Source organism: Ferrovum myxofaciens (assembly GCF_000735045.1).
Lineage (GTDB): Bacteria > Pseudomonadota > Gammaproteobacteria > Burkholderiales > Ferrovaceae > Ferrovum > Ferrovum myxofaciens.
The window spans coordinates 1-25,966 of sequence record NZ_JPOQ01000055.1; the positions used below are offsets into that span (position 1 = coordinate 1).

At 52.5% G+C, this 25,966-nt stretch carries 16 protein-coding genes and 2 pseudogenes; 11 read left to right on the forward strand and 7 right to left on the reverse strand.

Going from position 1 to position 25,966, the window contains the following annotated elements:
* Window positions 1-918: 918 nt before the first annotated feature.
* From IV91_RS0107680 to IV91_RS0107710, 7 genes are all read left to right on the forward strand, one after another.
* Complete coding sequence (locus IV91_RS0107680; RefSeq protein WP_031597354.1) at window positions 919-4,506, forward strand: helicase-related protein; 3,588 nt, start codon at window positions 919-921, stop codon at window positions 4,504-4,506.
* Between the two features lie 76 nt (window positions 4,507-4,582).
* A complete protein-coding gene (locus IV91_RS0107685; RefSeq protein ID WP_031597355.1) occupies window positions 4,583-4,882 on the forward strand; it encodes an RloB domain-containing protein in 300 nt (99 codons plus the stop codon).
* A 7-nt stretch (window positions 4,883-4,889) separates the two neighbouring features.
* Window positions 4,890-7,787, forward strand: coding sequence for a DUF1156 domain-containing protein (locus IV91_RS0107690; protein ID WP_031597356.1), 2,898 nt, complete (start codon window positions 4,890-4,892; stop codon window positions 7,785-7,787).
* 3 nt (window positions 7,788-7,790) lie between these two features.
* Window positions 7,791-8,243: a hypothetical protein gene (locus IV91_RS0107695; protein ID WP_031597357.1), complete on the forward strand. Its 453-nt coding sequence runs from the start codon at window positions 7,791-7,793 to the stop codon at window positions 8,241-8,243.
* Complete coding sequence (locus IV91_RS0107700; RefSeq protein ID WP_031597358.1) at window positions 8,243-9,535, forward strand: KGGVGR-motif variant AAA ATPase; 1,293 nt, start codon at window positions 8,243-8,245, stop codon at window positions 9,533-9,535. Before IV91_RS0107695 ends, IV91_RS0107700 begins: the two co-directional genes overlap by 1 nt.
* Window positions 9,532-11,001 carry a hypothetical protein gene (locus IV91_RS0107705; RefSeq protein ID WP_031597359.1) on the forward strand — a complete coding sequence of 490 codons (1,470 nt, stop codon included), beginning with the start codon at window positions 9,532-9,534 and terminating at the stop codon, window positions 10,999-11,001. The genes IV91_RS0107700 and IV91_RS0107705 overlap by 4 nt, the downstream gene beginning before the upstream one ends.
* Before the next feature lie 20 nt (window positions 11,002-11,021).
* Window positions 11,022-14,351, forward strand: coding sequence for a Swt1 family HEPN domain-containing protein (locus IV91_RS0107710; protein ID WP_031597360.1), 3,330 nt, complete (start codon window positions 11,022-11,024; stop codon window positions 14,349-14,351).
* A gap of 101 nt (window positions 14,352-14,452) precedes the next feature.
* On the opposite strand, the gene IV91_RS0107715 is transcribed toward IV91_RS0107710, so the two are convergent.
* The 3 genes from IV91_RS0107715 to IV91_RS0107725 all read right to left on the reverse strand — a co-directional run bounded on the left by IV91_RS0107715 (window position 14,453) and on the right by IV91_RS0107725 (window position 20,702).
* Complete coding sequence (locus tag IV91_RS0107715) at window positions 14,453-17,524, reverse strand: tyrosine-type recombinase/integrase (RefSeq protein ID WP_031597362.1); 3,072 nt, start codon at window positions 17,522-17,524, stop codon at window positions 14,453-14,455.
* Window positions 17,521-19,869, reverse strand: a complete 2,349-nt coding sequence (locus IV91_RS0107720) for a hypothetical protein (RefSeq protein WP_160171546.1) — start codon at window positions 19,867-19,869, stop codon at window positions 17,521-17,523. The genes IV91_RS0107715 and IV91_RS0107720 overlap by 4 nt, the downstream gene beginning before the upstream one ends.
* 230 nt (window positions 19,870-20,099) lie before the next feature.
* The gene (locus IV91_RS0107725; RefSeq protein ID WP_031597365.1) at window positions 20,100-20,702 is read right to left on the reverse strand and encodes a hypothetical protein; all 603 of its coding nucleotides are present in this window, start codon (window positions 20,700-20,702) and stop codon (window positions 20,100-20,102) included.
* Between the two features lie 201 nt (window positions 20,703-20,903).
* On the opposite strand from IV91_RS0107725, the pseudogene IV91_RS19125 reads away from it, so the two are divergent.
* Window positions 20,904-21,094, forward strand: a pseudogene (locus IV91_RS19125) (transposase); the annotation flags it as partial.
* A 122-nt stretch (window positions 21,095-21,216) separates the two neighbouring features.
* Here the strand turns inward: IV91_RS19125 and IV91_RS17895 are convergent.
* From IV91_RS17895 to IV91_RS0107740, 3 genes are read right to left on the reverse strand one after another with little or no spacing between them, the layout of a single operon-like run.
* Window positions 21,217-21,684 (reverse strand): DUF6527 family protein, encoded by a 468-nt coding sequence (locus tag IV91_RS17895; protein WP_150112424.1) that lies wholly within the window; start codon window positions 21,682-21,684, stop codon window positions 21,217-21,219.
* A 15-nt stretch (window positions 21,685-21,699) separates the two neighbouring features.
* Entirely contained in the window at window positions 21,700-22,902 is a 1,203-nt protein-coding gene (locus IV91_RS0107735; protein ID WP_031597369.1) for a ThiF family adenylyltransferase, read from the reverse strand.
* Window positions 22,877-23,146 (reverse strand): multiubiquitin domain-containing protein, encoded by a 270-nt coding sequence (locus IV91_RS0107740; protein ID WP_031597371.1) that lies wholly within the window; start codon window positions 23,144-23,146, stop codon window positions 22,877-22,879. The genes IV91_RS0107735 and IV91_RS0107740 overlap by 26 nt, the downstream gene beginning before the upstream one ends.
* 168 nt (window positions 23,147-23,314) lie before the next feature.
* Between IV91_RS0107740 and IV91_RS0107745 the strand changes: the two genes are divergently transcribed.
* Genes IV91_RS0107745 through IV91_RS16790 form a run of 3 tightly spaced genes read left to right on the forward strand, consistent with a single transcriptional unit; the run spans window position 23,315 to window position 25,566 of the window.
* Window positions 23,315-24,136, forward strand: a complete 822-nt coding sequence (locus IV91_RS0107745) for a TIGR04255 family protein (RefSeq protein WP_160171547.1) — start codon at window positions 23,315-23,317, stop codon at window positions 24,134-24,136.
* A 10-nt stretch (window positions 24,137-24,146) separates the two neighbouring features.
* Window positions 24,147-24,851, forward strand: a complete 705-nt coding sequence (locus IV91_RS0107750; protein WP_031597375.1) for a helix-turn-helix domain-containing protein — start codon at window positions 24,147-24,149, stop codon at window positions 24,849-24,851.
* On the forward strand, window positions 24,844-25,566 hold the full coding sequence (locus IV91_RS16790) for a zeta toxin family protein (RefSeq protein WP_051862325.1): 723 nt from the start codon (window positions 24,844-24,846) through the stop codon (window positions 25,564-25,566). Before IV91_RS0107750 ends, IV91_RS16790 begins: the two co-directional genes overlap by 8 nt.
* A gap of 229 nt (window positions 25,567-25,795) precedes the next feature.
* On the opposite strand, the pseudogene IV91_RS17900 reads toward IV91_RS16790, so the two are convergent.
* Window positions 25,796-25,966 (reverse strand): annotated as a pseudogene (locus IV91_RS17900) (IS1595-like element ISCARN11 family transposase); the annotation flags it as partial.

The following is a 25,966-nucleotide window of genomic DNA, read 5'->3' on the forward strand; positions in this document are numbered from 1 at the left end:
GAAAGCGGCTTCGCACTGATCCTCACGCCCATAGTGCGCGATGAATTCACTCATCGACAACCCCTTCTGAAACTGGATACTGTTGATCGCCATGGTTCACCTCAAACGGTTTTCGCAAGAGGTCAGAATACTGTATATCTGTACAGTTATCCAGTGCGGCCTGAGATAGAGACATAATCAGGATGAAATATTTATTGAGGATTTAATTACCGATCAAAAGTATTCTCTCCATGAGCTGGCTAACAAACTTGCACCTCTGGATTGTAAAGAGCACGGGGTGTTCGAGACGGAAGTGAAATTCGAGAACGCTTTTATTTATTACAAAGATTTAAAGTTAAAGATCGCGTCCTACAAGATCGAATACTCCATTGAAAAGCCCATTGACACGCCAATTGAAATAGACTTTTCTAAAGAACTGATTGGCGTTGTTGAATATCTTCAGAAAGGGACGAAAAAATCGATCTTCAGGGATGGCATTATAAGATGAGGCGAAAGATAACCTTACATTCGAATGGGACTGGCTACGCCAGCCCCTCAATTTAACGTTGAGGCTGTGAAAATCCCCATCCATCAAGCCACTGAATGACGACTGTTCGCCATATTGCAGCCGGTCGAACAAGGTGAGGCCGCCGTCTCCTCATGGCACATTGTACTCGATCAGAATCTCGAATTGCCTGCTCCGAAGCGGTCACTCAAAGTTAATTGAGTATAGACGGGCGTGACCGTCAGCATTGGCCGAAGTGTGGAGACACAATCCACATTGAAAAATTTCTGCCAGGCGGTTGTAGGTCAAATCAGCACCATACTTCTGTAAGTATTGATGGTATAGGGTTCAAATCATCATTCATGACCTCGACTGTGAGGGTACAATGCCCTATCATCGAATCGCTTGGTGTACCGCCTCGACCCTAGATATCTATGCTAAAACTGGAACAACTCACCCCCAATGCCTCCGTGCGTGGGATCGTCCCAGATACTCTGGTGACGGTAATCAATGTGAAATGGTTCGGTTCTGAGGCTCTTGAACTCACCTATAAAACGCCCAACGGAAAAGTCGCCAACGAACTGCTCTACCGTGATGCCGAACCCCGCCTTGATCTCGTGGAACAGGGACGGCCATGGAGTTTCGATGGAGATGGTGCCTTATTCCGGCTTGTTTCCGAGGCCCAACGTATCCGCTTGGCACACTTGTTTGACCCCGTTTTAGCGGTTCATACCTCGCTGGTCGATCCCCTTCCGCACCAGATTACGGCAGTGTATGAACATATGCTGCCTCGGCAACCCCTGAGGTTTTTGCTGGCAGATGATCCCGGAGCGGGTAAAACCATCATGGCCGGTTTGCTGATCAAGGAGTTGGTGGCCCGTGGGGATTTACAGCGTTGCTTGATCGTCTGTCCCGGTAGCCTTGCCGAACAATGGCAGGATGAGTTGTATCGTCGTTTCCATTTACCCTTTGAGATTCTGACCAACGATAAACTCGAGGCTGCGCGAACGGGCAATTGGTTTCTTGAAACCAATCTGGTTATTGCCCGTCTCGACAAACTGGCCCGTAACGAAGAAGTCCAAATGAAATTGCAGGCTCCTGACTGTCGTTGGGATCTGGTGGTATGCGATGAAGCACACAAGATGTCCGCCACGCTTTTTGGGGGGGAGGTGAAATACACCAAGCGTTACCATCTGGGACAATTACTTTCCAGCTTGACGCGTCATTTTTTGTTGATGTCTGCCACTCCGCACAATGGCAAAGAGGCCGACTTCCAACTGTTCATGGCTCTGCTTGATGGTGATCGCTTCGAAGGCAAATACCGGGAAGGAGTTCATTCTGCCGAAGTATCCGATCTCATGCGGCGGATGGTAAAGGAGAATTTGCGCAAGTTCGACAATACTCCTCTTTTTCCCCTGCGTATGGCCTACACGGTTCCTTACCATCTTTCCCCGCAGGAAGCCGCCTTATACGGGGCCGTCACGGAGTATGTGCGCAATGAATTCAACCGTGCTGAAGCCTTGGAAAACGACAAACGGGCCGGCACCGTCGGATTTGCCCTGACCATCCTGCAGCGCCGACTGGCATCCTCTCCGGAGGCGATTTACCAATCTCTGCGCCGTCGCCGTGAACGGTTGGAAAGCAAGTTGCGGGAATTGGAATTGTTGCAGCGCGCCGAGCAGGTGTCCCTCGCACTCTCCGTTACAACGCCCACCCTGGATGCTGAAGAAGTGAGCGATCTGGAGGAGGCTCCAGACACTGAAGTCGAAGAGGTAGAGGAAACCATACTCGATCAAGCGACGGCGGCACGCTCTATCACGGAACTGAAGTTGGAAATTGAAATACTCAACGATCTGGAACGGCAGGCCCTGACCTTGAGGCGCAGTGGTAACGACACGAAATGGACCCAACTTTCCGGGTTGCTGGGAGAAATCTTTGCTCCTATGGGATCTCCTCTGGAAGTCGGTGAAATCACCTCCCCCTATGGCGCGGGAGAAATTCCCCCACCTAAGCCTTCGCCCCATCAAAAACTGGTAATTTTCACTGAACATCGAGACACGCTGAACTATCTGGAAGATCGTATAACCCGATATTTGGGAAGACAGGAAGCTGTGGTCACCATCCATGGAGGCACAGGACGGGAAGATCGACTCAAGGTGCAGGAGTCTTTTCGCCATGACCCTACCGTGCTGATTCTTCTGGCCACCGATGCTGCAGGTGAGGGTATCAACCTGCAACGCGCCCACCTGATGGTGAATTACGATCTGCCCTGGAATCCCAATCGGCTGGAGCAACGCTTCGGTCGAATTCACCGGATTGGTCAAACGGAAGTCTGCTACCTGTGGAATCTGGTGGCGGATGATACTCGCGAAGGAGATGTTTATCGCCGCTTGCTGGATAAACTGGAAGAAGCCCGTCAAGCCCTGGGGGGACAAGTCTTCGATGTGCTAGGCAAGTTGGCCTTCGAGGCCAATGGCAAGGTCATGTCCCTGCGCGATTTGCTGATCGAAGCCATTCGCTTTGGGGAACGGCCCGAGATTCAGGCATTCCTCTCGACTGCGATGGAGACCACTCTGGATGGTGAGCATATCCGCTCCCTCCTCGAGGAACGACAGTTGTGCCATGACTCCATGGATGCCAGTGCGGTTCAACGTATACGGGAAGACATGGAAAGGGCCGATGTGCGGCGCCTCCAACCTCACTACATCGAATCATTTTTCCTGGAAGCATTCAAGCATCTGGGCGGACAAGCCAAACAGCGGGAATCACGCCGTTTTGAAATTACCCATATGCCCGCTCCGGTGCGCCACCGTGACCGGCTCATCGGAATCGGGGAACCCGTATTACCCCGTTACGAACGCATTACCTTTGAGAAATCCCTCATTGCTCCTCCGGGCCAACCCCTAGCGGCATTTGTCTGCCCTGGGCATCCGGTGCTGGATGCGGTCATTGATCTGACCCTGGAACGCCATCGTGATCTTCTGAAGCGAGGAGCCCTGCTGGTCGATGAGAATGACCAGGGGACTCAACCGCGGGTTCTGTTTTACCTTGAACACTCCATTCAGGATGCCAGTTTGAATCGGGATGGTAGCCGTCATCTGGTTTCCAAACGCATCCTTTATGTGGAATTGGATGCAGAGGGTAAAGCGCGGCATGTCAACTATGCCCCTTACCTGGATTATCGCCCGCTGACGACAGACGATCCCACCATGGAAGCCTTACTGGCCCACAAAGAAACACAATGGATTACCCGCGAACTCGAAGATCAAGTCCAGGGTTATGCCATTACCCATATCGTTCCAGAGCACTTATCTGAAATCAAAAGCACCAAATTGGGCATCCTCACCAAGACGGAAGCGGCTGTCAAGGATCGGCTCACCAAGGAAATCAACTATTGGGATCACCGTGCAGAAGAACTCAAACTGCAGGAACGAGCCGGTAAAATCAATGCACGGCTCAATTCTTCAGAGGCTCGGAAACGGGCCGATCTGTTGCAGGGACGCTTGCATAAGAGACTCGAAGAATTGCGCCTTGAAACTCAACTCTCCCCGCTACCCCCCGTGGTCTTGGGTGGCGTGGTGGTGATTCCCAAAGGACTGATCCAGTCCATGCAGGGGATTGCTGTTTCTTCATCCACTACCGACAAGTTGGCCGTGGCTGCACATGCCCGCTCCATCATCATGGAGATGGAACGCTCTCTGGGGTATCAACCCATTGACCGAGAATTGGAAAAGTTGGGTTATGACATAGAAAGCCGGGTGCCGGGCACCGGCAAACTTCGCTTCATCGAAGTCAAGGGCCGCACCACTCATGCAACCACCCTGACGGTCACACGCAATGAGATTCTCTATTCCCTCAATAAACCGGATGATTTTATCCTGGCAATTGTGGAGTTCATGGAAAACGGGACGCACCAGGTTCACTATGTGCGCCAACCTTTCAAACTGGAACCTGACTTTGGAGCCATCAGCGTCAATTACGATTTTTCTGATTTGTTGACGCGCGCTGGGACCCTATCATGACCAATAAAACAATTATTAAAGGATGTCTCATGGGGCGCTACGGAGCCATTCCCTTCGTTGGGGACTTGTAACCTCCATGGCACGCTCACCCATTACCCGCCTCTTGATTCCCTGTTTTGAAGTCTGGATTCTGCTCCACTTTGAACGAACAGATGCTTCGTTTGGCAGTTGCCATGAAGTCATCCAGCGTGTTTGTTCGCATCTTCCACGCTATGAAAAAACCGATAAAGAAATATCGAAACACCTGATTGACCACCTGGACACGGCCCTTGCCAATGCCCACTGGCTGACCGAGCGAGGCGAAAGCAACCGTTATAATCCTTACACCACCGTGCAAACATTGCTTCTTCATCTCCAGTCCGTCTCCTCCCAATAAGCCCCCCATGAAAAGAAAACTGATCGAAGTCGCCCTCCCGCTCGAAGCCATCAACAAAGCCGCGGCCCGTGAAAAATCTATCCGGCACGGTCATCCCTCCACCCTGCACCTGTGGTGGGCACGACGACCCTTGGCGGCGGCACGAGCGGTGATCTTTGCCCAAATGGTGGATGATCCTTCCGCCCATCCCGATCTTTTTCCGACGAAAGAGAAGCAGGAAAAGGAAAGAAACCGGTTGTTCAAGATCATCGAGGATCTGGTGCTATGGGAAAACACCACCAACGAAACCGTCCTGCAAGCCGCACGCAATGAAATCTGGCAGAGTTGGCGTCGCACCTGTGCCGAGAACGCCGACCATCCCAAAGCACAGGAATTGTTTGATCGGCATCACCTGCCTGCCTTTCACGACCCCTTCGCAGGGGGTGGAGCTCTTCCCCTGGAAGCCCAACGGTTGGGACTCGAAAGTTATGCCAGTGACCTCAACCCAGTGGCGGTCTTGATCAACAAGGCCATGATCGAAATTCCCCCAAAGTTTGCCAGCAAGGCCCCTGTCAATCCTGACGGGCAGAAACAAAAAAACCAGATGGACAAATCCTGGTCAGGGGCGACAGGATTGGCCGAGGATGTGCGTTATTACGGCCAGTGGATGCGCGACGAGGCCGAGAAACGCATCGGCCACCTGTACCCCAAGATCACCATCACCCCGGAAATGGTCCAGGATCGTCCTGATCTCAAACCCTACGAGGGGAAAGCCCTTACCGTCATCGCCTGGCTCTGGGCTAGAACCGTCAAAAGCCCCAACCCGGCTTTTGCTCAGGTGGATGTCCCCCTCGCTTCCACCTTCATGCTCTCCACCAAACCCGGCAAAGAAGCCTATGTGGAACCCGTCATCGAAGGGAAAAGTTACCGATTCACGGTGAAAGTGGGCAAGCCGCAGGATGCGGAGGGTGCGAAGAACGGCACCAAGCTCTCGCGCGGTGCGAACTTCAAGTGCCTGATGTCTGGTACACCCATCTCCGGCGACTATATCAAGGCCGAGGGGAAGGCTGGACGCATGGGCGTGCGATTAATGACCATTGTTGCCGAAGGAGCTCGCGGACGGGTCTATCTCGCGCCAACGCCGGAGCATGATGCAACCGCACAAGAGGCAAAACCAACCTGGCGGCCCGAGGGAGAAATTGCAACCCGAATGACCGGCGGAAACTGTACGCCCTACGGACTTACATCTTGGGGCGACCTCTTCTCCCCCCGCCAGTTGGTGGCGTTGACGACATTTTCTGACTTGGTGACTGAAGCGCTTGACTTCATCAAAACCCATGCCATCAACGCCGGAATGCCCGATGATGGCAAAGGATTGGATCAGGGTGGACTGGGGGCCACAGCCTATGCCGAGGCTGTGGGGGTTTATTTAACATTTGCACTAAGCAAGCAAGCCGACCTTTCGAACAGTCTCTGCAGATGGGAACCAGTCGCTCAGTGCCCTCGACAGTTATTCGGACGCCAAGCAATTCCAATGATATGGGACTTTGCCGAGGGAAATTCACTCGGAGAAAGTTCCGGAGCATGGATTGTATTTGTCGATGGGATCGTCAAGGCTTTTGCAAAGGCATTTCAGGTTGTTTCAGAGAAGGCATATGGTTACGCAAAACAATTAGATGCAGGACGACAAGAATTGTCGATTAGAAAAGTCATTTCTACTGACCCACCTTACTACGACAATATCGGTTATGCTGATCTTTCGGATTTCTTCTATGTCTGGTTGCGTCGGTCATTGCGCCCGGTTTTTCCCGAACTCTTTCAAACCATGGCAGTCCCCAAGACTGAAGAATTGGTGGCGACACCCTATCGACATGGGAGCAAGCAAAAGGCTGAAACCTTCTTTCTGGAGGGCATGACCCAAGCCATGCATCGACTGGCTGAGCAGGCACATCCGGCTTACCCGGTCACGATCTATTACGCCTTCAAACAGTCCGAAAGCGATGGTGCTGAAGGAACGACCAATACTGGCTGGGATACCTTCTTGGCTGCCGTCATTGAAGCCGGATTTGCTATCAGTGGCACTTGGCCAATGCGGACAGAGAATGATAGTCGAATGATTGGGCAGGGAACCAACGCCCTGGCTTCCAGCATCGTTCTGGTCTGTCGTCCCCGTGGGGCAAATGCCTCGGTGGCAACGCGGCGCGAGTTTATGGCGGTATTGAAGGCTGAGTTGCCTGCGGCCTTGGCGCATTTGCAAGCGGGAAACATCGCTCCGGTGGATTTGGCCCAGGCCGCCATTGGGCCGGGGATGGGGGTGTATACCCGGTATTCCAAGGTGCTGGATGCCGAAGGAAAGCCTTTGTCGGTGCGGGAAGCTCTGTCCCTGATCAATCAGGTGTTGGATGAAGCACTGGCAGAACAGGAAGGGGACTTCGATGCGGATAGTCGCTGGGCTTTGGCCTGGTTCGAGCAGTTTGGCTTCGACGAAGGGGATTACGGAGTAGCAGAAACCCTCTCCAAGGCCAAGAATACCAGTGTCACGGGCTTGGTGGAGGCCCATATTCTGGTGTCTCGTGGGGGTAAAGTGCATCTTTTGACTCCGGCTGAATTGCCGCCAGATTGGAATCCGGAGAAAGATCGTCGCCTCACGGCGTGGGAGATGGTTCATCAGTTGATCCGCGTGCTGGAAGGTCAGGGTGAAGCAGCGGCAGCAATCCTGGTGCGCCAACTCGGATCACATGCTGAAGTGGCGCGGGAACTTTGTTATCGTCTGTTTGCCCTGTGCGAAAGAAAGAAGCGCGCCACAGAAGCCTTGGCTTACAATGCCCTGGTACAAAGTTGGCCGGAAATCGCGCGTCTGGCCCGTGAAAAACCCCGCGCCACCGTGCCGGGCACCGACGATCTATTCGACAAAAGGGAGACCTGAGCGATGTCCAAACTGCGCACCCCGATAGGGGATGATCATCCCGACGCTGCGCTCAAACACTTGCTGGATGCGCAAGCCTTGCTCAGTCAGAGTCGTGCCGATGGGTCGGCATATTTGAGCGGCTATGTGGTGGAATGCGCGCTCAAGAGTTTGTGGTTGCTCGAGGTAGGAGTCCCTCTGGACAATCCAATGCCATGGACAAGGAAGGACGGCCATAACTTGAACGAGCTTGCCAAAACGGTTGCAGGCCTGGCCTCCATAGCGGATGCAAAGACGGCCCGCTACTTCAAGACGACAACCCGCGGTGTACTGTCGTCCGCGCTGGTGCAATGGAAACCTGAAATGCGTTATCAGTCGCCATGCATGTCAACTCATGATGCACAAGCATGGGTCAACATCGCCAATGATATCTTTCTGGAAACAATTGCCCAAATGCAACTTGATGGGGTGATCTAATGCCATTCATTCATTTCGACGAAGCCAAAGAGTTCGCCATCGCTCAGGCAAAAGCCTGGATCGCAAACCAACAACCACAGATCCAGGTGATGCTGATCGCAGATCTGTTCGGAAAATTGCGACTGATACTCTGGGCCTGTTGCGAACTCGATAAAAGCAAAATTGAGCAGGACCTTGCAACCCAATGTGGTGCATGGTGGTCAGATGAGTTGCTGTGTATCGAGAGGCTCGATCCGGTAACTCGGAAGGTTTACGAAACCGGATGGGAAATGGCGCGGATTGATGCCGACGAACCACGCTTGCGCGTCCTTGACCGTCACCGCAGCCGTACGGCCTGGTTCATCACCAAGCCGGTCAATCCTCCCTGGGTTGCTCCCCGTGCTGGCCCTCCCATCATCGTTTTTTATTCGTTTAAGGGCGGTCTCGGCCGTAGCACGCTCCTTGCCTCGTTCGCGATCCAGCGGGCGCACTTGGGCGAGCGTGTCTGCGTACTTGATTTCGATCTGGATTCGCCGGGCATAGGACGATTACTTTCCGCAGATGCCGAGGGAAAGACTGCTCGTTGGGGGGTGGTCGATTTCCTGTTGGAACGATCACCGGCCGATGCGCCGTTATCTGACTATTACCATCGTTGCGACCGTGTATCAGGAAGTGGCGAGATCGTGGTTTTTCCGTCCGGCTACATGGACGAACATTATGCCGACAAGTTAGCGCGCGTCGATCTGGAAGAAGCACCCGAAGCCCACGAAAGCGGACTCTGGAAATTGCTCTCGCGGGTCAGTAAAGAACTTAAGCCGCACTGGATACTGCTCGATGCGCGCACTGGCATCTCCGAGCCAGCAGGGCAGTTGCTTTCCGGCATTGCGCACCTGCATGTGTTGCTGGGAACGACAAACGATCAAAGTTGGCAAGGACTAACCTTGGTGCTTGATCGTCTGGGCACGGCACGGGTGTTGGATGATCGCTCGCAAGCCGAAGTGCTCCTCGTGCAAGCAATGGTGCCTTCAGGCGATCTTGGCAAGGTTGCGAAGACACAATTTGCCGGTCGTGCCGATGAGGAGTTTGATACGCGGTATTATCTTGCCGACGATGAGGCCGATCAAGATTGTTTCTGGACTGTTGAAGACAAGGACAGCCAAGACGCGCCGCATGCGCCAATGCCTGTGGACTACGACAGTAAATTGGCAAACTTTGGGGATATCGCTGAGGTTACCGATGCACTGTGCAGTGGTCCCTATCCACCAATTGTCGAACGCATCGTAAACCGCTTTCTGACGGAGCCGGAAGCATGAGCAAGCAGTGGGACGAAGAGCGTCGTACCCTGTTACAGACGCTACAGAATATCGGTAGTGTGGGCAGGGCAGAAGGCTCCCCCATAAACAGGATTGGGCTAGGCTACTATCCCGTTGCTGAGCACTTGCGTCTGCTTGACCCTGATGTGGTGCTGGTGGTAGGTCCGCGCGGTTCGGGTAAGACGGAGATCGCGCGCGTACTGTCTGACGCCGCGTTGTTCGATGCGGTGAAACCTTATGCGCCAGCCGTGCGTCTCCCGGAAGGTGATTCGCAATGGTTACGCGTATATCCAGCAGGAATCAAAGGCTTTGAAGGCATCGGTTTGCGCACTTTTATGCAAAGTGCGGGCGACAGCACGGAGATGTTGCGCGAACTGTGGTTCGCTTATCTGGTGCGCGCTCTATATGACAAACTGGACGCTCAAGGTCAAGCTGATGTAAGACCATTGAGTGTGCCCGAAGCGGCAGATGTCGAAGCCATTCACCGCGCTTTCCGCGAGTTGGGAACAAAGCCGGTCGTAGTATTGGATCGTCTGGACGAGCAACTGGCGAACCAAGGCCGCTATCTGTTCGCGACATACGACGAACTGGACACGCTCGGCAATGGCGATTGGAAGTTGGTCGAAGCCGGTGTTCGTGGCCTGGTGGCATTGTGGGCCGCCTATGCGCGCCGTTGGCGCCGCATCCGTGCCAAGTTGTTTCTGCGCTCCGACTTGTATGAACGGCACGCCAAGGCTGGTGGCGCAGACTTGGCCAAACTCGCAGCCGGGCGCGTGGAATTGGTGTGGAGTGACCGCGACCTTTATGGCCAGTTACTCAAACGCATGGCCAATGTGGACGATGCTCTGTCCGGTTATGTGCTGTCCATCAAAGGCGTGTCATGGAGCGATGATTCATCGCTCGGCTGGATTCCGAAGTTACAAACATGGCAGGACGCCCGCCCGGTGGTAGAACGTATGGTCGGTGTCTACATGGGTGCAAACCAGAAAAAAGGGTTGGTTTATCGCTGGCTTCTCGACCATGTACGCGATGGATTGGGTCGCGGCTATCCGCGTCCGTTTGTGCGGTTGATGGAGGAGGCCGCACGCCTGGAATTGCAGCACTTCAGCACATTGAGGTCGCCACGCTTACTGGAGCCCGCATCTTTGCGACGTGCGCTTGATCGCGTATCAGACGACCATGTTACCCAATCGCTGGACGAATGGCCCTGGCTGGAAGCGATCAAAAGAAAACTAAGTGACGATCCACTTGTGCCTTACGCCGAGAAGGATGCGATCAAGTTGATGGAGGGACTATCAGGAGCAAAGGGCGCAATGCTACCACCATTCGAAAGCCGTGAGTTGCTCGATTATTTGTTGCAACTCGGCATATTCCGCCGCCGGCCCGACGGTCGATTGGACGCTCCCGACTTATACTTGGCAGGACTGGGGCTCAAGCGTAAGGGCGGCGTGAAGAAGAAGAAATAGGGCACAAGGGAATCGAAGACATGGCAATCACCAACCACGAACGCATCAGCAAGGCGCTTGAACTCCTGAAAATTGGCCTAGGGCCGTTTGTCGAGCGGGAATTTAAAGCGAAGTACGGAGACAGTTGGGCTTTCGAAGTGAAGGACCTCCTCTCTGATACCCGTTTGGGCGCAGGAAAAGGCGACTTACCCAATGATGTTGCCGCGTTGCTGGTGGTCATGGACCGCAGGTGGGGGGAGGTGTTCCGGCAGATATTGGGCAAAAGTGAGCGCAGTCTGGTGAATGAGATTCTGGCGGTGCGTAATGGCTGGGCGCACCAGCAAACTTTTTCGGGCGATGATGCTTACCGCGCACTTGATTCGGCGGGACGGTTACTGTCTGCCATATCGGCACCGCAGTCCGACGAAATTGAAAAAATGAAAACAGAGTTGCTGCGTGTGCGATTCGATGAGCAGGCGCGCAGTGAAAAACGCAAGACTGCGGGTTCCGCTATCGAAAGCGGCGGAGGTACGGGACTCAAACCCTGGCGGGAAGTGGTGATTCCCCATGAGGATGTGGCCAGTGGTCGCTATCAGCAGGCCGAATTTGCGGCGGATCTGTGGCAAGTCCATTTGGGCGAAGGAACTCCGGAGTATCGGGACCCGGCAGAATTCTTTCGGCGGACTTATCTGACCGAAAGCCTCAAGACCATGCTGGTGGGCGCCATGCGACGTCTCACGACTGGAGGAGGAGACCCGGTCATCCAACTGCAAACCAACTTCGGGGGTGGAAAGACCCACTCCATGCTGGCGTTGTATCACCTGTTTTCCGGAATTACCCCAGCCGAGCTGGTGGGCGTGGACAATGTCATGCAAGTTGCCGGTGTAACAAGTTTACCCAGGGCTCGGCGTGTCGTATTGGTGGGCAACAAAATTTCTCCCGGCAATCCCTCGGTCAAACCGGATGGGACAACGGTCCGCACCCTGTGGGGAGAATTGGCGTGGCAACTGGGAGGAAAACCGGCTTATGCCCGAATTCAGGCCGACGATGAAAACGCCACCAGTCCGGGGGATGTCCTGCGCGAGTTATTCAACGACTACGGTCCTTGCATCATTTTGGTGGATGAGTGGGTGGCTTATGCCCGCCAACTCCACGACCAGAGCGACCTGCCCGCCGGGGGATTCGAAACCCAGTTCACCTTCGCCCAGGTGCTGACAGAATCCGCCAAACTGGCCAGGCAATGTCTCCTCGTGATCAGCCTGCCCGCCTCGGATACATCAGGGTCCCCCCACACCCAGGCCGATGATGTGGAAGTGGGCGGAACCCGTGGGCGTGAGGCTCTGGATCGATTACGCAATGTGGTGGGCCGTCTGGAATCCTCCTGGCGCCCGGCCAGTGCCGAAGAAGGTTTTGAAATCGTGCGTCGTCGCTTGTTCCAGCCCATGACCGACCCCCAACACTTCAAGGATCGGGATGTGGTGGCCCGCGCCTTTGCCGATTTCTACCAAACCCAGCATGCGGAATTTCCCTTGGAATGTCGCAGCCCTGATTATGAACAGCGCATCAAGGCCGCCTACCCTATTCACCCGGAGATTTTTGATCGTCTCTACACGGATTGGTCCACTTTGATCAAATTTCAGCGCACGCGGGGGGTATTGCGGTTAATGGCAGCAGTCATCCACAGCCTGTGGGAAAAAGGAGATCGTAGCCCCCTTATTCTGCCTGCCAATATCTCCATTGATGATCCCCGCGTCCAGTCGGAATTGACGCGCTATCTTTCCGACAACTGGGTTCCCGTCATTGAAAAGGATGTGGATGGACCCCAATCCTTACCCCTGCGGTTGGACAGCGAATTACCCAATCTGGGGAAATATTCTGCCTGCAGACGGGTGGCTCGGACCATTTATCTCGGATCCGCTCCGACGACCGCGGCAGCCCATAAAGGCATCGAAGACCGGCGTGTCAAATTGGGATGCGTCATGCCTGGAGAGCCTCCTGCCACTTTTGGGGATGCCCTGCGGCGCATGGCTGGCGCAGCCACTTATCTTTATCAGGATGGCCCCCACTACTGGTATTCCACTCAACCCACGGTCACCAAACTGGCTGAAGATCGGGCGGAACAATTAAAACGCGACCCGGACAAAGTGGCTGAAGAAATTGGTCGCCGTTTGCGTCAGGATTTGGAAAAGCGCGGAGAGTTTACGCGAATTCACCTATGGCCCCACTCGGGAGCAGATATTCCGGATGAGTTGGACGGGCGTCTGGTCGTTCTAGGCATAGACCATGCTTACACCAGAGATGCCCATAGTCCAGCCGAAATGGCGGCTCAAGCGATGCTGGAAACCCGAGGCAATACCCCTCGGCTTTACAGAAATACACTGGTTTTTCTGGCTGCTGATAAAAACCGGCTGCAGGACCTGGACGAAGCCGCCCGCAAATACTTGGCCTGGAAATCGATTCAGGATGACAAAGACACCCTTGATTTGTCCAACCACCAAAAGAAACAGGTCGAACAGCAATTGGACAGTGCAGATAAGGTAATCATTGCCCGTCTGCCTGAAACCTATCAATGGTTATTGGTGCCCAGCCAATCCACCCCGCAGTCCCTTGCTACTTGGGAAACTCTGCGCTTGACCGGAAACGATGCTCTGGCGTTGCGCGTCAGCAAGAAACTGCGTATTGACGGACTTTTTCTCACCAGTATTGCCCCTTCCATGCTGACCATGGAACTGGATCGCGTGCCTCTGTGGCGTGGAAATCATGTGGCTGTGAAACAGTTGGTGGAAGATTTTGCTCGTTATCTTTATCTGCCTCGTCTCAAAGATTTCATGGTGTTACTGAAGGCCATCGACGATGGAATCAATTTGCTGACCTGGGAGCAGGATGGTTTTGGCCTTGCCGATTGCTTTGACGAAAGTACCCAACGCTATCGCGGACTGACTGTCGGAAAAATGGTAAATCTCACCGACCCTCATTCAACCAGTCTCGTGGTAATACGGGGGGTTGCGGCACTTCAACTCCAGTCAGAACGTTCGGTTCCACCTGTTACGACAATCGAACACGCTGGAGATGGTGGCGCAGCAGAAAATCATCAAACCGTCTCACCCCATAATCCCACTGCCATATCAGCCTCAAGGCCCCGTCGATTCCACGGCTGCGTCACACTCGACTCTGCTCGTGTGGGGCGGGATGCCGGAAAAGTTGCCGAGGAAGTCATCGCCCACTTGGTGGGTCTCATGGGCGCATCGGTCACTGTCACACTCGAAATCGAAGCCCAGATCCCAGAAGGAGCCCCGGATACGGTGGTGCGCACCGTGACCGAGAATGGCAGGACATTGAAATTCTCCAGCCAGGGATTCGAGAGTGAATAGCCATTTCCAAATAAAAATGGGCTCTATAAGGTTTTGTGGTGGATAACATACGAGAACCGGCTTTCAGAAAACGTAGCCGACCAGTGAAGGAGCGTCGCTTTTCAGGATACCAACCTCGCCAGCATCATATTCCCCGCTAACAGCAAATGATTTCCTCTGCCTGTTCGAGGGTCCACAACCTGAATCCCAATCCATTTCTCATAGGCTGTTTTTGTTACATTAGGGGGAGCGATATGTTTTATATGGATGGTGGGTGGCAGGATCAATGCCTTGATCCATCGATTCAGTGAAGTGACTTCGCCGGGTTTGGCGCGAGAGATTATCTGGATACTTTCAGAACCAAACCCGATCTTCTTCAGAAACTTGAGATATTTTAGGGCATGGGCAGCATTCTCAGGATTTCTGAAAATCACATCCCGCTTGTGGGAACTGAAATTGTCCAGATGGATACTCAGTCCTTCGGCCAGAAGGGCAGGGTCGCTGGTTTTTAAGTGGGACAATGCCGAAAGAAGATTGGCATGAAATAACCTTTCTCGCTCCCCTTCAGGAAGAGGTGGCGCTAATTGACGGTGGAAATTTTTCAGTGACTTTGACAGTCCGATTTTCTGGGCAAAGGGTCGAGCAGCATCAATGATCCTTGTGACTTCGGACTCCTGCAACCCCTGTTCTTTGACAATGGTGGGAGTGTCGGCACCATCATCATGAAGACGAAGCACCCGCCATGCGGATTCAAAATCTTTGATAAAATCTTGTCCAAAGGTGGATGTGGAATCGGTGGAACTCTGTGACCGAACGGTAGTTAAATTTTTCGAATGTGCATTTTTCTTGTCTGGCGTAGACAACGGATCCAGAATGTACTGTCCGGAATTTCTCGCCCTGAATTTCTCCATCAAGCAGAATTTTGATTTCGTCAGATAACGAAACCCACTGCGCGCAGGCAACCCCGAAGCCCCGATCAGTACAGGCCCTTCCATCTGTTCAGCATTGCGACAAGTCATGCCATAGATCAGCAGGTCTGTGCTGTGAATGTAATGGTTGAGTGATATATTTGGCCCAGAATGACCAAGAAGCCTGGAGACACAGTAGGCGTCACTACGGGAGGGAATTGAATGCTTTCCGGGAATCAGTTGATTCCGCAGTTCTTGGGGTTTTGAGAGGTAGGCATGAGTTTTTTGGAGATGCTGAAACAGGTCTGCCAATTTTGGATAGGCAACTGATCTGAGTTTCAGGTATGTCCAGGTTGCAAATGAGTGTCTGAGGTGGTGCAAATGTAGGTCACCCTCTCCGGTGACTTCCCGCAGGGCACGATGAATGAGATCCACCGCCCCTTCAATGGAAACCATGTCACCAGTAGGTAATGCAAACAGCCATTCCGAATTCTCATTGCTGGCTTTTGGCTCCCTTTGGATTATCCACTGATTCAATCGCTCCAGTTCATCGGGTTCCATCAGAGCGCAAATGGGAATTCTGCGGCGGGATGAAATGCTCTTCAATCGCCGTTGGGCATGAGGCCGGACCAGAATGTCCCCAGACTTCTCAAGGTGGATGTCACTCAACCTCAGCATGAAAATCTCCATGCGACGCATACCTGTCCTGAAGGCCAGGGTGAGGGCCAAACGTGCCGCATTGATCAGATGTGGGGATATTTGCTGAAAAATGTATCCCTTCAAGACCGAATCAGCACGGTAATATTCATCGACCGAGATAATTCTGGCTTCTACCACTGCCACTTCGGCTTCCTTACCAAAAGTATCAACGGGATCGACTGGGTCGAACTGATAATGCCTCACGAGATGTTCGTGAAGTTCCCTCATCCCTTTGGCCAGTGTGACCCGGCGTATTCCCGCAGGAATGAGTTCCAGAATAGTGCCGTAACTTTCCACAACGCGCTCTGCTCCCACATTCACATGGAGTTCTTGTGTTCCAAACACACTGAGCATGGCCGGAGTCACTTGTTTGAAATAACCCAGAATGGTCTCTGGTTGCAATGGGTTTCCACTGGAAGATGCTCCATCCAGCATGGCAAGCAGCCATTCGGTGTAGATCTGGAAATAAGTTGGAAGATCACTACTCAAAGCACTGAGTATGGCTTCACAACCAACCTTGATGCCGGCTCTGGATTGACCAACGGTGGAGATTGAATCCAATTTATCCAGAAGTTCTGGCCACCATGTGATCAGAGAATTTTGGTCATTCTGGACAGCATGGATCTCATCCGAATTATTTCCCAGGACAGTGTCATCACGCACTTCTACGCCTACAGAAGTGGTTGATGGGTGGCTTGCAGAATGAAAAGCTTCTGATTTTTGATCAATCCCACGGTTGAGCCTCAGCCATACTTCACTTTTGAGGGACTGGGAAATGAACCGATTACGGGCATAGCGGATATCAACCTGGGCACCTCTGGACTCCCAGTAAATGGAACTGGTTTCCGTCAGCGCAGCCAATGAACTTGGCAGCAAATTCTTGGAGATTCCCATTGCTTTCATAAACTGACGCAGTTGATTAAAGATGTTCCGGTTCGAAGAAGGTGCGGAGGGGCTCAGAGGATCAATTCCCCTCACGATCAACATTTCGGTGATCGGGTCAGGGAACCAGCGCTGATTTAGATTGCCCGTCAGGTTTCGATACGGAAGCGCGAATTCCACATAGGTCAAGGCTCCCGATCTTTTCAGGGGACTGCCAAAAATATGATGTAGTCCGAGAATCTTGCGGGGGTCCAGTAGACAGCCGCACAACGCAGAACTCAGCATGGCAGCAGACCTGAGTTGTTCGGCAGTAGCTGCAGTACCATGAGTTTTCAGCCAGGAAAACAGTGCCTCACGCCATTTCTCTGCCCGTTCGATCAACATGATTCGTTCAACAATAAACGGGCTGCGCGGTGGTGGAATGTCCACCGCCAACCTGATGGGATGAATTTTTGCCAAGTTCTGAGCATTCAGATAAGAAATGCGTTGATAGGCAATTCGCAACCAGGCGATGATTGTCGATTTGTTCCCTCCCGTGGGTTGCAGTTCGGCAAGAATGATGTCCTCAAACTGTCTGGCATCAGACTCCTGGGTTTGAACATTGGGATCTGGATTTAAAATCAGTTTGGCAACAACATGATTCTGCTGCCTAAGCCAAACATCAAAACCTTTTTCATGGGGCAGTAGTTCGGCGGTCAGTTTCATGAAGCACCGAAATAGGTTCTTGAAATAAAAGTGGGGGAAAGATGACTATAAATGGGATCAAGCCCGATGTTTTTGAAGAGGGTGTCCAGATATGAAGTCAAAGTCTCTTTGAAATTCTGATAATCGAAACTGGAGTAGGCATCAAAAGGGCTCTCCCCTTTATGGGCATGCCCCAGAAATGCGTCGACGACCTGACTTGGGCAACCTGATTCAAGCAGTTCAGAGCGCAAAAATGCACGATGAAAATTTCCAGGAAGTGCAAACCCCAACTGTTCCAACTCGCTTTCAATCCAAGATCTCGTCAATATTTCAGGCTTATGTCGGTTATCCAGTGAAAACAGACGAAGTTGACCCTTGAGACCTGACTGTATTCCATCGTGAAGGCCAAGACTATTGACCAGATAATCCCGGTGATGTTGATAATGAGACAGTTGGGTTTTCAGAAGTTGTGGCAAAAATATTGGACGAGCTCGATCTCTGTGAATTCCCTCCTTGTCTGACAGACTGTGAACCCCGAAGGTGATTTCCATTTGCTCCAGCAGTTCACTGGGATTATTGATGGCTCGAAACGCACTACAAAAGGCTTGGACCAGCCATGTGTAGAGGGTAAAGTAATTGTGATATTGGACAATCTCAGGAAAATTTACAGGGTTGGGTTTCGATTGCATCTTCTCCTTGATCGATGCCAAACATTTCTTGACTATTTCTGATCTGACCACAAATCGGGCGCCAATATACCCAAGTGAATCGGTGGGGAACAGATTTTTGTCGCCAGGAAGAAGGCCAAACAACTTGTGAATTCCCTCAATATATCCTTCAACGAGACGCTGAACTGGATAAACCGTGTAGAACATTCGTGGTTCGTTTCCTTTGAGGGTATTCCCTGAAACGCACCAGGCCAGGGTTTGGTCACCCGTCTGGCCCATCACCTGATTCCCCAACGCGCGAGTAACTCGCCCTTCATTGAATCTGGAGTCATCACCAAGCGTCGAAACCACACTTTTGAAATTATCCAAGGCAGTCTTCGGTTCAAACGAAAATATCCGCTCGTGGGTGCGATGTGTTCGATTCAGAAAAGCAAGGATCCTGTCACCCAACCCAGTCATATCTGGAACCACAAAGGACTCCACCATGTTTCTATTGTGAACTGAAAGTTCTATTGGAGCGTGTGTCTGATAATTCGGCCTGACACTGGGAATTCTCCATCCAAAAACCTGATCATCTCCGTTGTCATCTGCTCGCACAAGCAAAGCAAACTCGGCGACAGGGTTGGTATCAAATTTTCTGAGTCGAAGATTCCTGGCGCTCTCCAGAGAAACTCCAAAGCAAAGCATGACTTCAACCAGCAGTGATCCTTGGCAAAAGTCCGTTTCTTTACCTTTTGGTCTGGTCAGGGTTGTGTGATGATTCCATATTTCATCCAGGCCGGATTTCAATCTGGAAATTTCCGTGGCTGTCAGCTGATTGTCATCCCACATGAAACGCTGGGCAGCCGTAGTTTTTATCCGCTCGGCATAACGTGCGCGTCCCATGGCACCGCCAAATTCCTCGGGAGAATACAATGCTAACACTGGCCTTGAGAGTTCCCGTGGCGCCTCTCCCGATCGTTCCTCTTCCAGATCGCTTTCCTCATTTCTCAGGAAAACAATATCGACTGAACCAAGTTCAGGTTCGAGTCCATAATCTTCCGGTTTGGATTGAGATCGAAAAACATGGCTATTGATATTGACAAAGCCATGATGGATCTTTCCACCTCCACTTCCCCCACTTCTGATCGGTACCGTTGAGGAAGTCAGTGTCTTTCCTGTTCTAAGTTCTTCGGCTACATGAGTCAGATAACTGGAAGTTTTTGAAATAAAGTTTTGTGCATCACTAGCGGAAACACCGGGTATCGCAGTTCTTTTATTGGCAAGAGTTTCCAGATTTTTCTGAAAATCGTTAAAGTCGGTCTCTGGAGCCATTGCGTTCAGCATCGACGAGTACTTATTCCAACTCAATTCCCTGATTACAAATGAAGCCGGGTAGATATGGATGGGTTTGCCGCAAAACTCCTGGTCTTGATCGTGATGTTCGTATTCGTCCTGTGTTGAGTGAAGCATCAGTGCTGTCATGTGGGCAATGCAAAACTGAGCTTGTAGACATTGATAATGAATACAATGAGGTGATCCAGAAAGAATCCCATCACCGCTTTCATGCCGATTCCAGAGCGATGCATATAATCCATGACGCGTAAGACCAGAGCGGCTCAAGGGGTGGCGAATGTTTTTTTGGCTGGGATGAACGTAGAGAAAAGAAAGTTCTGGCGTAACTGACAAGGTTTCCAAATTCTGGTTTACCCAATCCACAATGTCCCTCCAACCGGACATCTGGTTTGCCCATGTGTGATCCTGGGGATTGATCGACTGGAATGGGACGCTGGAAAAAATTGTATACAAGTTTTCTGAAATTTGCCCAAAACCCAGCAGGTCGGGATGTGCATTGATCAACCAGAGCAGTTTGCGTAAATCATCGGCTGAATACCCTGCTTCTTGAACCCTTTGACCAAGAGCCGCTATGGTCGGACTATTCGCGGGTTTTACGAATTGCATTTTGTATGGGATCGTTTTTTGTTGCGTGGCAGGAACCCCATGGCCTTGTCAAAATCACCATCCCTCCTTCCCGTGAGCAGAGAGACCTTCGTTTGCAATTGCTCGGTCCACAATTTGTAGTAAGCGGGTGAATCCTTCCTGTCCGCCCGTTCGACCGCCGCATGAATAAAGATCTCTTGAGCGACAATATTCATGCGTTCTTTGGAAGAAAGTTTTCCGCTTCTGAGGATTACAGTAACGGGTTGATCTTTGCTTTCCTCATAGAGGTATTGAGCCAACCTGAACCGGCGAAAACCCCCAATGCAGAAAAAACCGTCAGTTGACTTACGCACCATGAATGGATTGCTGTTCAAATACGCCCTCAAAGCGTTTCTATCCCAAAACTGAAGATCCATTCGCAACATGAATTCGACTGCTACTTCTTCAGTGATCTCAAGGATTTTTTTGTCAATGCCAATGATCTTTGAAAAGGGCGTCTCTACCAACCGATATCGTTCTGGCGTCGAATCACATTCTGAAAGGGAAATTTCCGGGTCATCTGCACTGGAGATGAGGCTCGGTAGTGGACTGTCTCTCTCGATCTGTTCCATGCGGCACCCATGGCATGATGGATCCGGTCCATTGTGTGCGCATTTATCGGAATTGTCTAGTGCCAATTATTTGTGAAAAATATCGGGTGAATTTTTAAATATTATTTGTATATCATAATTACATACGACAAATCAGTATGATGGGAACATATTCAATCATTTTCAGAAATATGGTATACCATTTTACAGCATGTAATTGACAGGTATCCGGTTAGGCTGGAACGCATGTTGCGCATCTGATTTATTCAGCAGCGGTTCAACCTGTCTGATCCGGCGACTGAAAAAACTCCGCATAACTCACTGCCATGCGGCGGTTTGTGGGTGTCGATCTGGGCCGGAAGGCTGGCCCGGATGAGACCACCATCTGCAAATTTCGTCACCTGCCGGAAAGAGCCTGCCGGAAGACCAATTCACACTGCTCGGCCACTGCTGATGTTCCATTCCGTTTATGACAACGACCGCTCTGGGGATCGAAGCAGTCCTCAGACATATCTATAAAAGTTGTGGCGATTCGCTAAAGTGACTTCCACCAGCGAATCAGGTGCTGCAGCCAGTTTATACTCGGTTTCCATTTGTGAGTAGGTGTAATTTGGGCGTTTGGTTTTGAGACTATCGCGGCCACCTCCTTCGCGTGATTCGTACGGCGGATTTGAGCGGCTTTATCGGCGCGATCATTTACTTTTACACGCTGAATCTGTCGATTCGTCATTGCCTTTGCTTCAATTACGCGACTATCCTGTATTACGTAGTGTGAGCGACATGGATAACTCCAGTTGCCGATCGAGGGCCATAGCGATACCCGATTGCTATTTCGCTTGACCGACCATTCTGCCGGCGACAGCGGCGTCACAACTTCTTTCCCGCATCCGCAGCAGCACTTATGAACAGCCGTGTGGTATCGGTCGCTGATATAGAGTACGCCTTCTTCGATGCGATCCGGAATAAATTCGACGGTTTCTGGCGTAATTTGTTTAATCTTCATGGCGGTTGAGCGCGATCAGCGGTGGAGGTTCCGTGTTTCTTCGCTGCGTGTCAGGGATGCAGAGTCAATTGAATAGGTGTGGTGGTGCGGTTTCCAGTGGTCAAGGTAGAAATTGCAGTGCTTTTTCCACAATTGCACTGCGAGGACGGCATTTAGCATGTTCATATCTGCGACCTGAATGTTGCTGCGGTAGAGATCATCTCCCTGCGCATCGCCTTGTGGTGTGCGGCTGAAATGGTCCGACTTCCCTGCAGTGCACAAGGTTGCTCGGCAGGTGCCCAGAATGGCGTTTGCCTCGGGCAACACGGTCAGCTCCATCCCGGTGTCAACAAACGGAATGCCGCGTGCGATGAGGTATTCGCCCAATATCCTGCGCACGCCGCCCTTGTCGACGCACAGGAACACGAAGTTGAACTTGTCCAGTTTGGACAGGTTCTCATCGTCGAGGTAGAACGGATGCGGATGGATTCCCTTGTGCATCCTTGCGTAGATGGCGGTGAAGTATTCGACCTTGGGCTTTCTGGCCGTGATGTCTTCAATTGAGGCAGCGCCGGGGGCTCGGAAGGCGCTGTGCTGCTCGAACTGATCGCCATCGAAGAGGTGAATTTCGCGCACGGGCGTCTTGGCCATCAGGTCTAGAACATAACTTCCGGTACCCCCTAAGCCGACGATAGCCACGCGGTGATGCGCGAGTTTCGCCGTCACGGCCAGGATGCCGACACGGGTCGAAGCGGTGTCCCAGTAGTTAAATATCTGTTCTGGGTCGAATGAAACCAGGGGTTCGAACACATAGGGCGTCGCCTCCGGATCGACGGCCTTGGCCTCAGGGGCAATCAGCGAGAGATAGTGGCGGATCTTGGCTGAGTGTGTCAACGGAAAGTCCGGTTGCCCCGTGGGTTTGCAGGAAAAGCGGTGATCTACTGCAAAACCTAGCCAGAGATCGCGTCCGTTTTCGGAGCGGTTGAGCGACCTGATCGGCGTGCCGTTGGCGTGGCAGGGAACATCGCCTACGAACCAGATCTGGTGGTCGCGTGGCTTGTTCAGAGCCTCGAGGTTGCCGGATAGGTCGGTGACCATGATGCCGCGGGCCACCTTTCCGCTTGCATTGACGTAGGGCACCTTATGCACCAGTAGGTGCCCCTGAGCCACTTCTACGCTCAGCCCCTCGTGTTGAAGGGATTGGATATCGGGGTCAAGAACGATTGGTCTTAGTGACATTGAACACCATCCCTTCTTTTACATGAACGTCCTGACCGGCGACCAGTTCGCCGTCCTTTCCATGGGGGTTGGCATAGGCGACAGTGAAGTCGATGTCCTGGTTGGACGGATCGTCTGGGAACGCCAGCTTGACGATCTCCTCGTAGGAAACGGTCTTGCCAGTTACCTCACGCGGGCGGCCATTGACGATGATGGTGACGGTCTTATTCTGACCGGGAGCCTGACTGGTGTTGGAATCGCTCATTTCTTTCTCCTTAATGGGATGAAGGGTTGTCGCTCGCATGCAGTGTAATTCACATTGACTGTATGATATCGTGTCTAATAGTACGATTGCGCTTCAAAAATGTCAAGTAATGTGTATGATTAACGAAAATAGAAGTAACATCCCACTCATACAATAGGAGATATGACCGTGAGCAATCACAATCAGGCGCTGGGCAAGTGGCCCAATGCGCCGTTGGCCCTTGTCCTGGCGCAAGTCCGTTTTGATCCCGAAATCGATACCGAGTACAAGGACGTTGCTGCACGCCTCAAGGCTGCGTTGCGCGAGCGCTTCCCTGCCATGAAAGCAGTGCGCCAGGTGTCGCTTGTATTTGGCAACGCACCCGTCCAGGAAGGGGAATCCAAAGCGAACGAAAGCGAGGTCGGCCGCGAGTTGCGTAGCGACGATAATCGCAGCGCTTTGCGTCTTCAGAACGGAGTGATGACCTACACCACTTCCCTCTACAAGGATTCGCCACACTTCCTCGCGGAATGGCGATCCATGCTGGACTGTCTGTGCGCCGCTGGCGGCATCAAAGTGCAGCGGCTAGGTTTGCGCTACGTGGACTTTATCATCCCCACCACCGGCAAGAAGCCCGAGGACTACTTCAAGGACGGATTCGGCCACTCGACCGACGTTTTCGGCGAAATCGCCCAAACAGCATTCATGAGCCACGAATATCCTAGGGGGGTCGATGGGGCAATGCGCGTCCAGTATGGACGGGGCTTCGCGCCACCCTCCCTGCCACCGGATCTCGATGGTTTGGTCCTGCTGCCTCCAGCCTTGTTGGAGAAATACACTGAAGGACCATCGGCAGTTCTGGATATCGACCGCTGGCGTATTGATTCTCGCCGGTTGCAGGCAGGAGAAATCGCCGAGGTATTCCAACGTCTTCGCGACGATATTTGCAAGGCATTTAGCAGTATTATCACAGTTGAAGCCGAGGCCGAATGGACAGGCAAGCAGACATAAGGAGGATAGAATGCACAATTCACAAGCGTTGGCCAACCGTAATTTTGTGATCCGTCAGGGTGACATGCGCCGCCTTTATGAAGAAGGGACCGGAAGTGTCATGGTCAAAGCACAGTCTGTCCCTTTCCAAGGCGTTCCACGCGTGTGGGATCTGTTGAGCCCCGCCGCTCCAAATTCATGGAAAGGTCATATCGCGACGACCGGCGCTTGCCTTGTTTTCATCAAGAATCGCAGTTCTTCCCCGGAAGCCCCTGCGGCGCGAGAATTCAATCTCGAGGCCGCGCGCTCCCCGGCATCCGTGTTGGACGTGGTGCGTACCATCTTCGGCATGAACATCAGCGATACCGCAGAGGTTTTTGGCATCACACGACAAACAGCCTACCAGTGGATAAAGTTCACTGACATGGAGCAAGTGCGCTCCAATGAGAATCGTGTCCGCATCAAGCAGCTCTACGGCGTAGCGCAATCATGGCAAAACTACCCGCCGCTCAAGGGGCGCTGGCTCCATGCTCTCCTACCCACCGGCAACACCGTGCTCGACCTTCTCAAGGCCCCCCAAATCGATCACGATGCCCTGCAGGCCGGCTACCGGGCGCTCGCCGCCAGCACGGCTGACAGGCGTCGCGAGGAGGGGGGGCGCGCAACCCAGGCCGCAACCGCGCTGACTGGCGCGTTCGCTGGCCTCGGTGCTGGGCGCAAGTCTCGAAATGGATGATCTGAGTCCGGCCGATGTCTTTCTGAAGCGATTGCGGGCGCGCTTGCATAAGATCCCCGAAGAGGACCGGCGCCTGCTGGTGGTCATCGCCGGTCATAATGGTGCTGGCAAAACCACGATCTACCGCGAGCGCATCTCTGACGCCCTCGCTGGCCTCTTGGCTGAACACCTCAATCCGGATGAGATTGAGAAGGCCATTACCCTCGATCTGGGTGAGCACAGTCTTTCCAAGGAGGAGTTCGAGGAATGTGCGGTGAAAGAAACTACCCGCTTGCGCCAACAATACCTCGACCAGGAGATCAACTTCAGCTTCGAGACGGTGCTTTCCGATCCCAAGCAGGATAAGGTTGGGTTCATGAATGAAGCTAGTTGCCGTGGCTATTTGGTGCTGCTCATTGCCGTCGGCCTCGAATCGATTGAGAAGTCCAAGGCGCGCGTGGCCATCCGGCACGCCAAGGGCGGACACAATGTCCGCGAAGACAAGATCGAGGGGCGTTACGAGCGGGTGCTGCTGAATTTCTCGCACGGCGCTCGCGCCGCCACGCTGGCCATCTTCTTTGACAACAGCGAGGATCGGAGTGATAACGACTTGGATACCTACTGGGACATTGCTTTTTTTGAGGATGGAGAGTTCGTTCTCAAGGATGAATCTCCTCCGGCATGGTGGCATCAAGTTGAGAGTACCTTCTATCGGTTAAAGGCCGGTACAATGTGAATCGTCTCAACTTCTTTTTGCGGACGTAGATTGAGGAGGATTCCACCGTCCGCAAAGGCCGAACCTCCTGACAGTGGGGGGGACGCGCTAAATGACCGCTCGACTCTGGACGCAAACGCACAGGAGTGAGCATGCCGGAATCAGCAGGGTGACTGATGGTCAATTTATGCAATTTTAAAAATGCCAGATTTCATATTAAAAATGTGGGGTATTCAGCTTAGTGCTGTGCCTAGCTTCTCCATGGGTGCGAAGGCACAGAAATATCCAGCGAAGTTGGCGCTTTATGGCGAAGCTTGGCTGACACCGCGAACTCATGCGCCACAACTTTTGGCTTGGGATTAGCTACAAGCTCACGGAAGGACATAGGATGCATGGAAATGCACTGTTCGATCAACCTGTA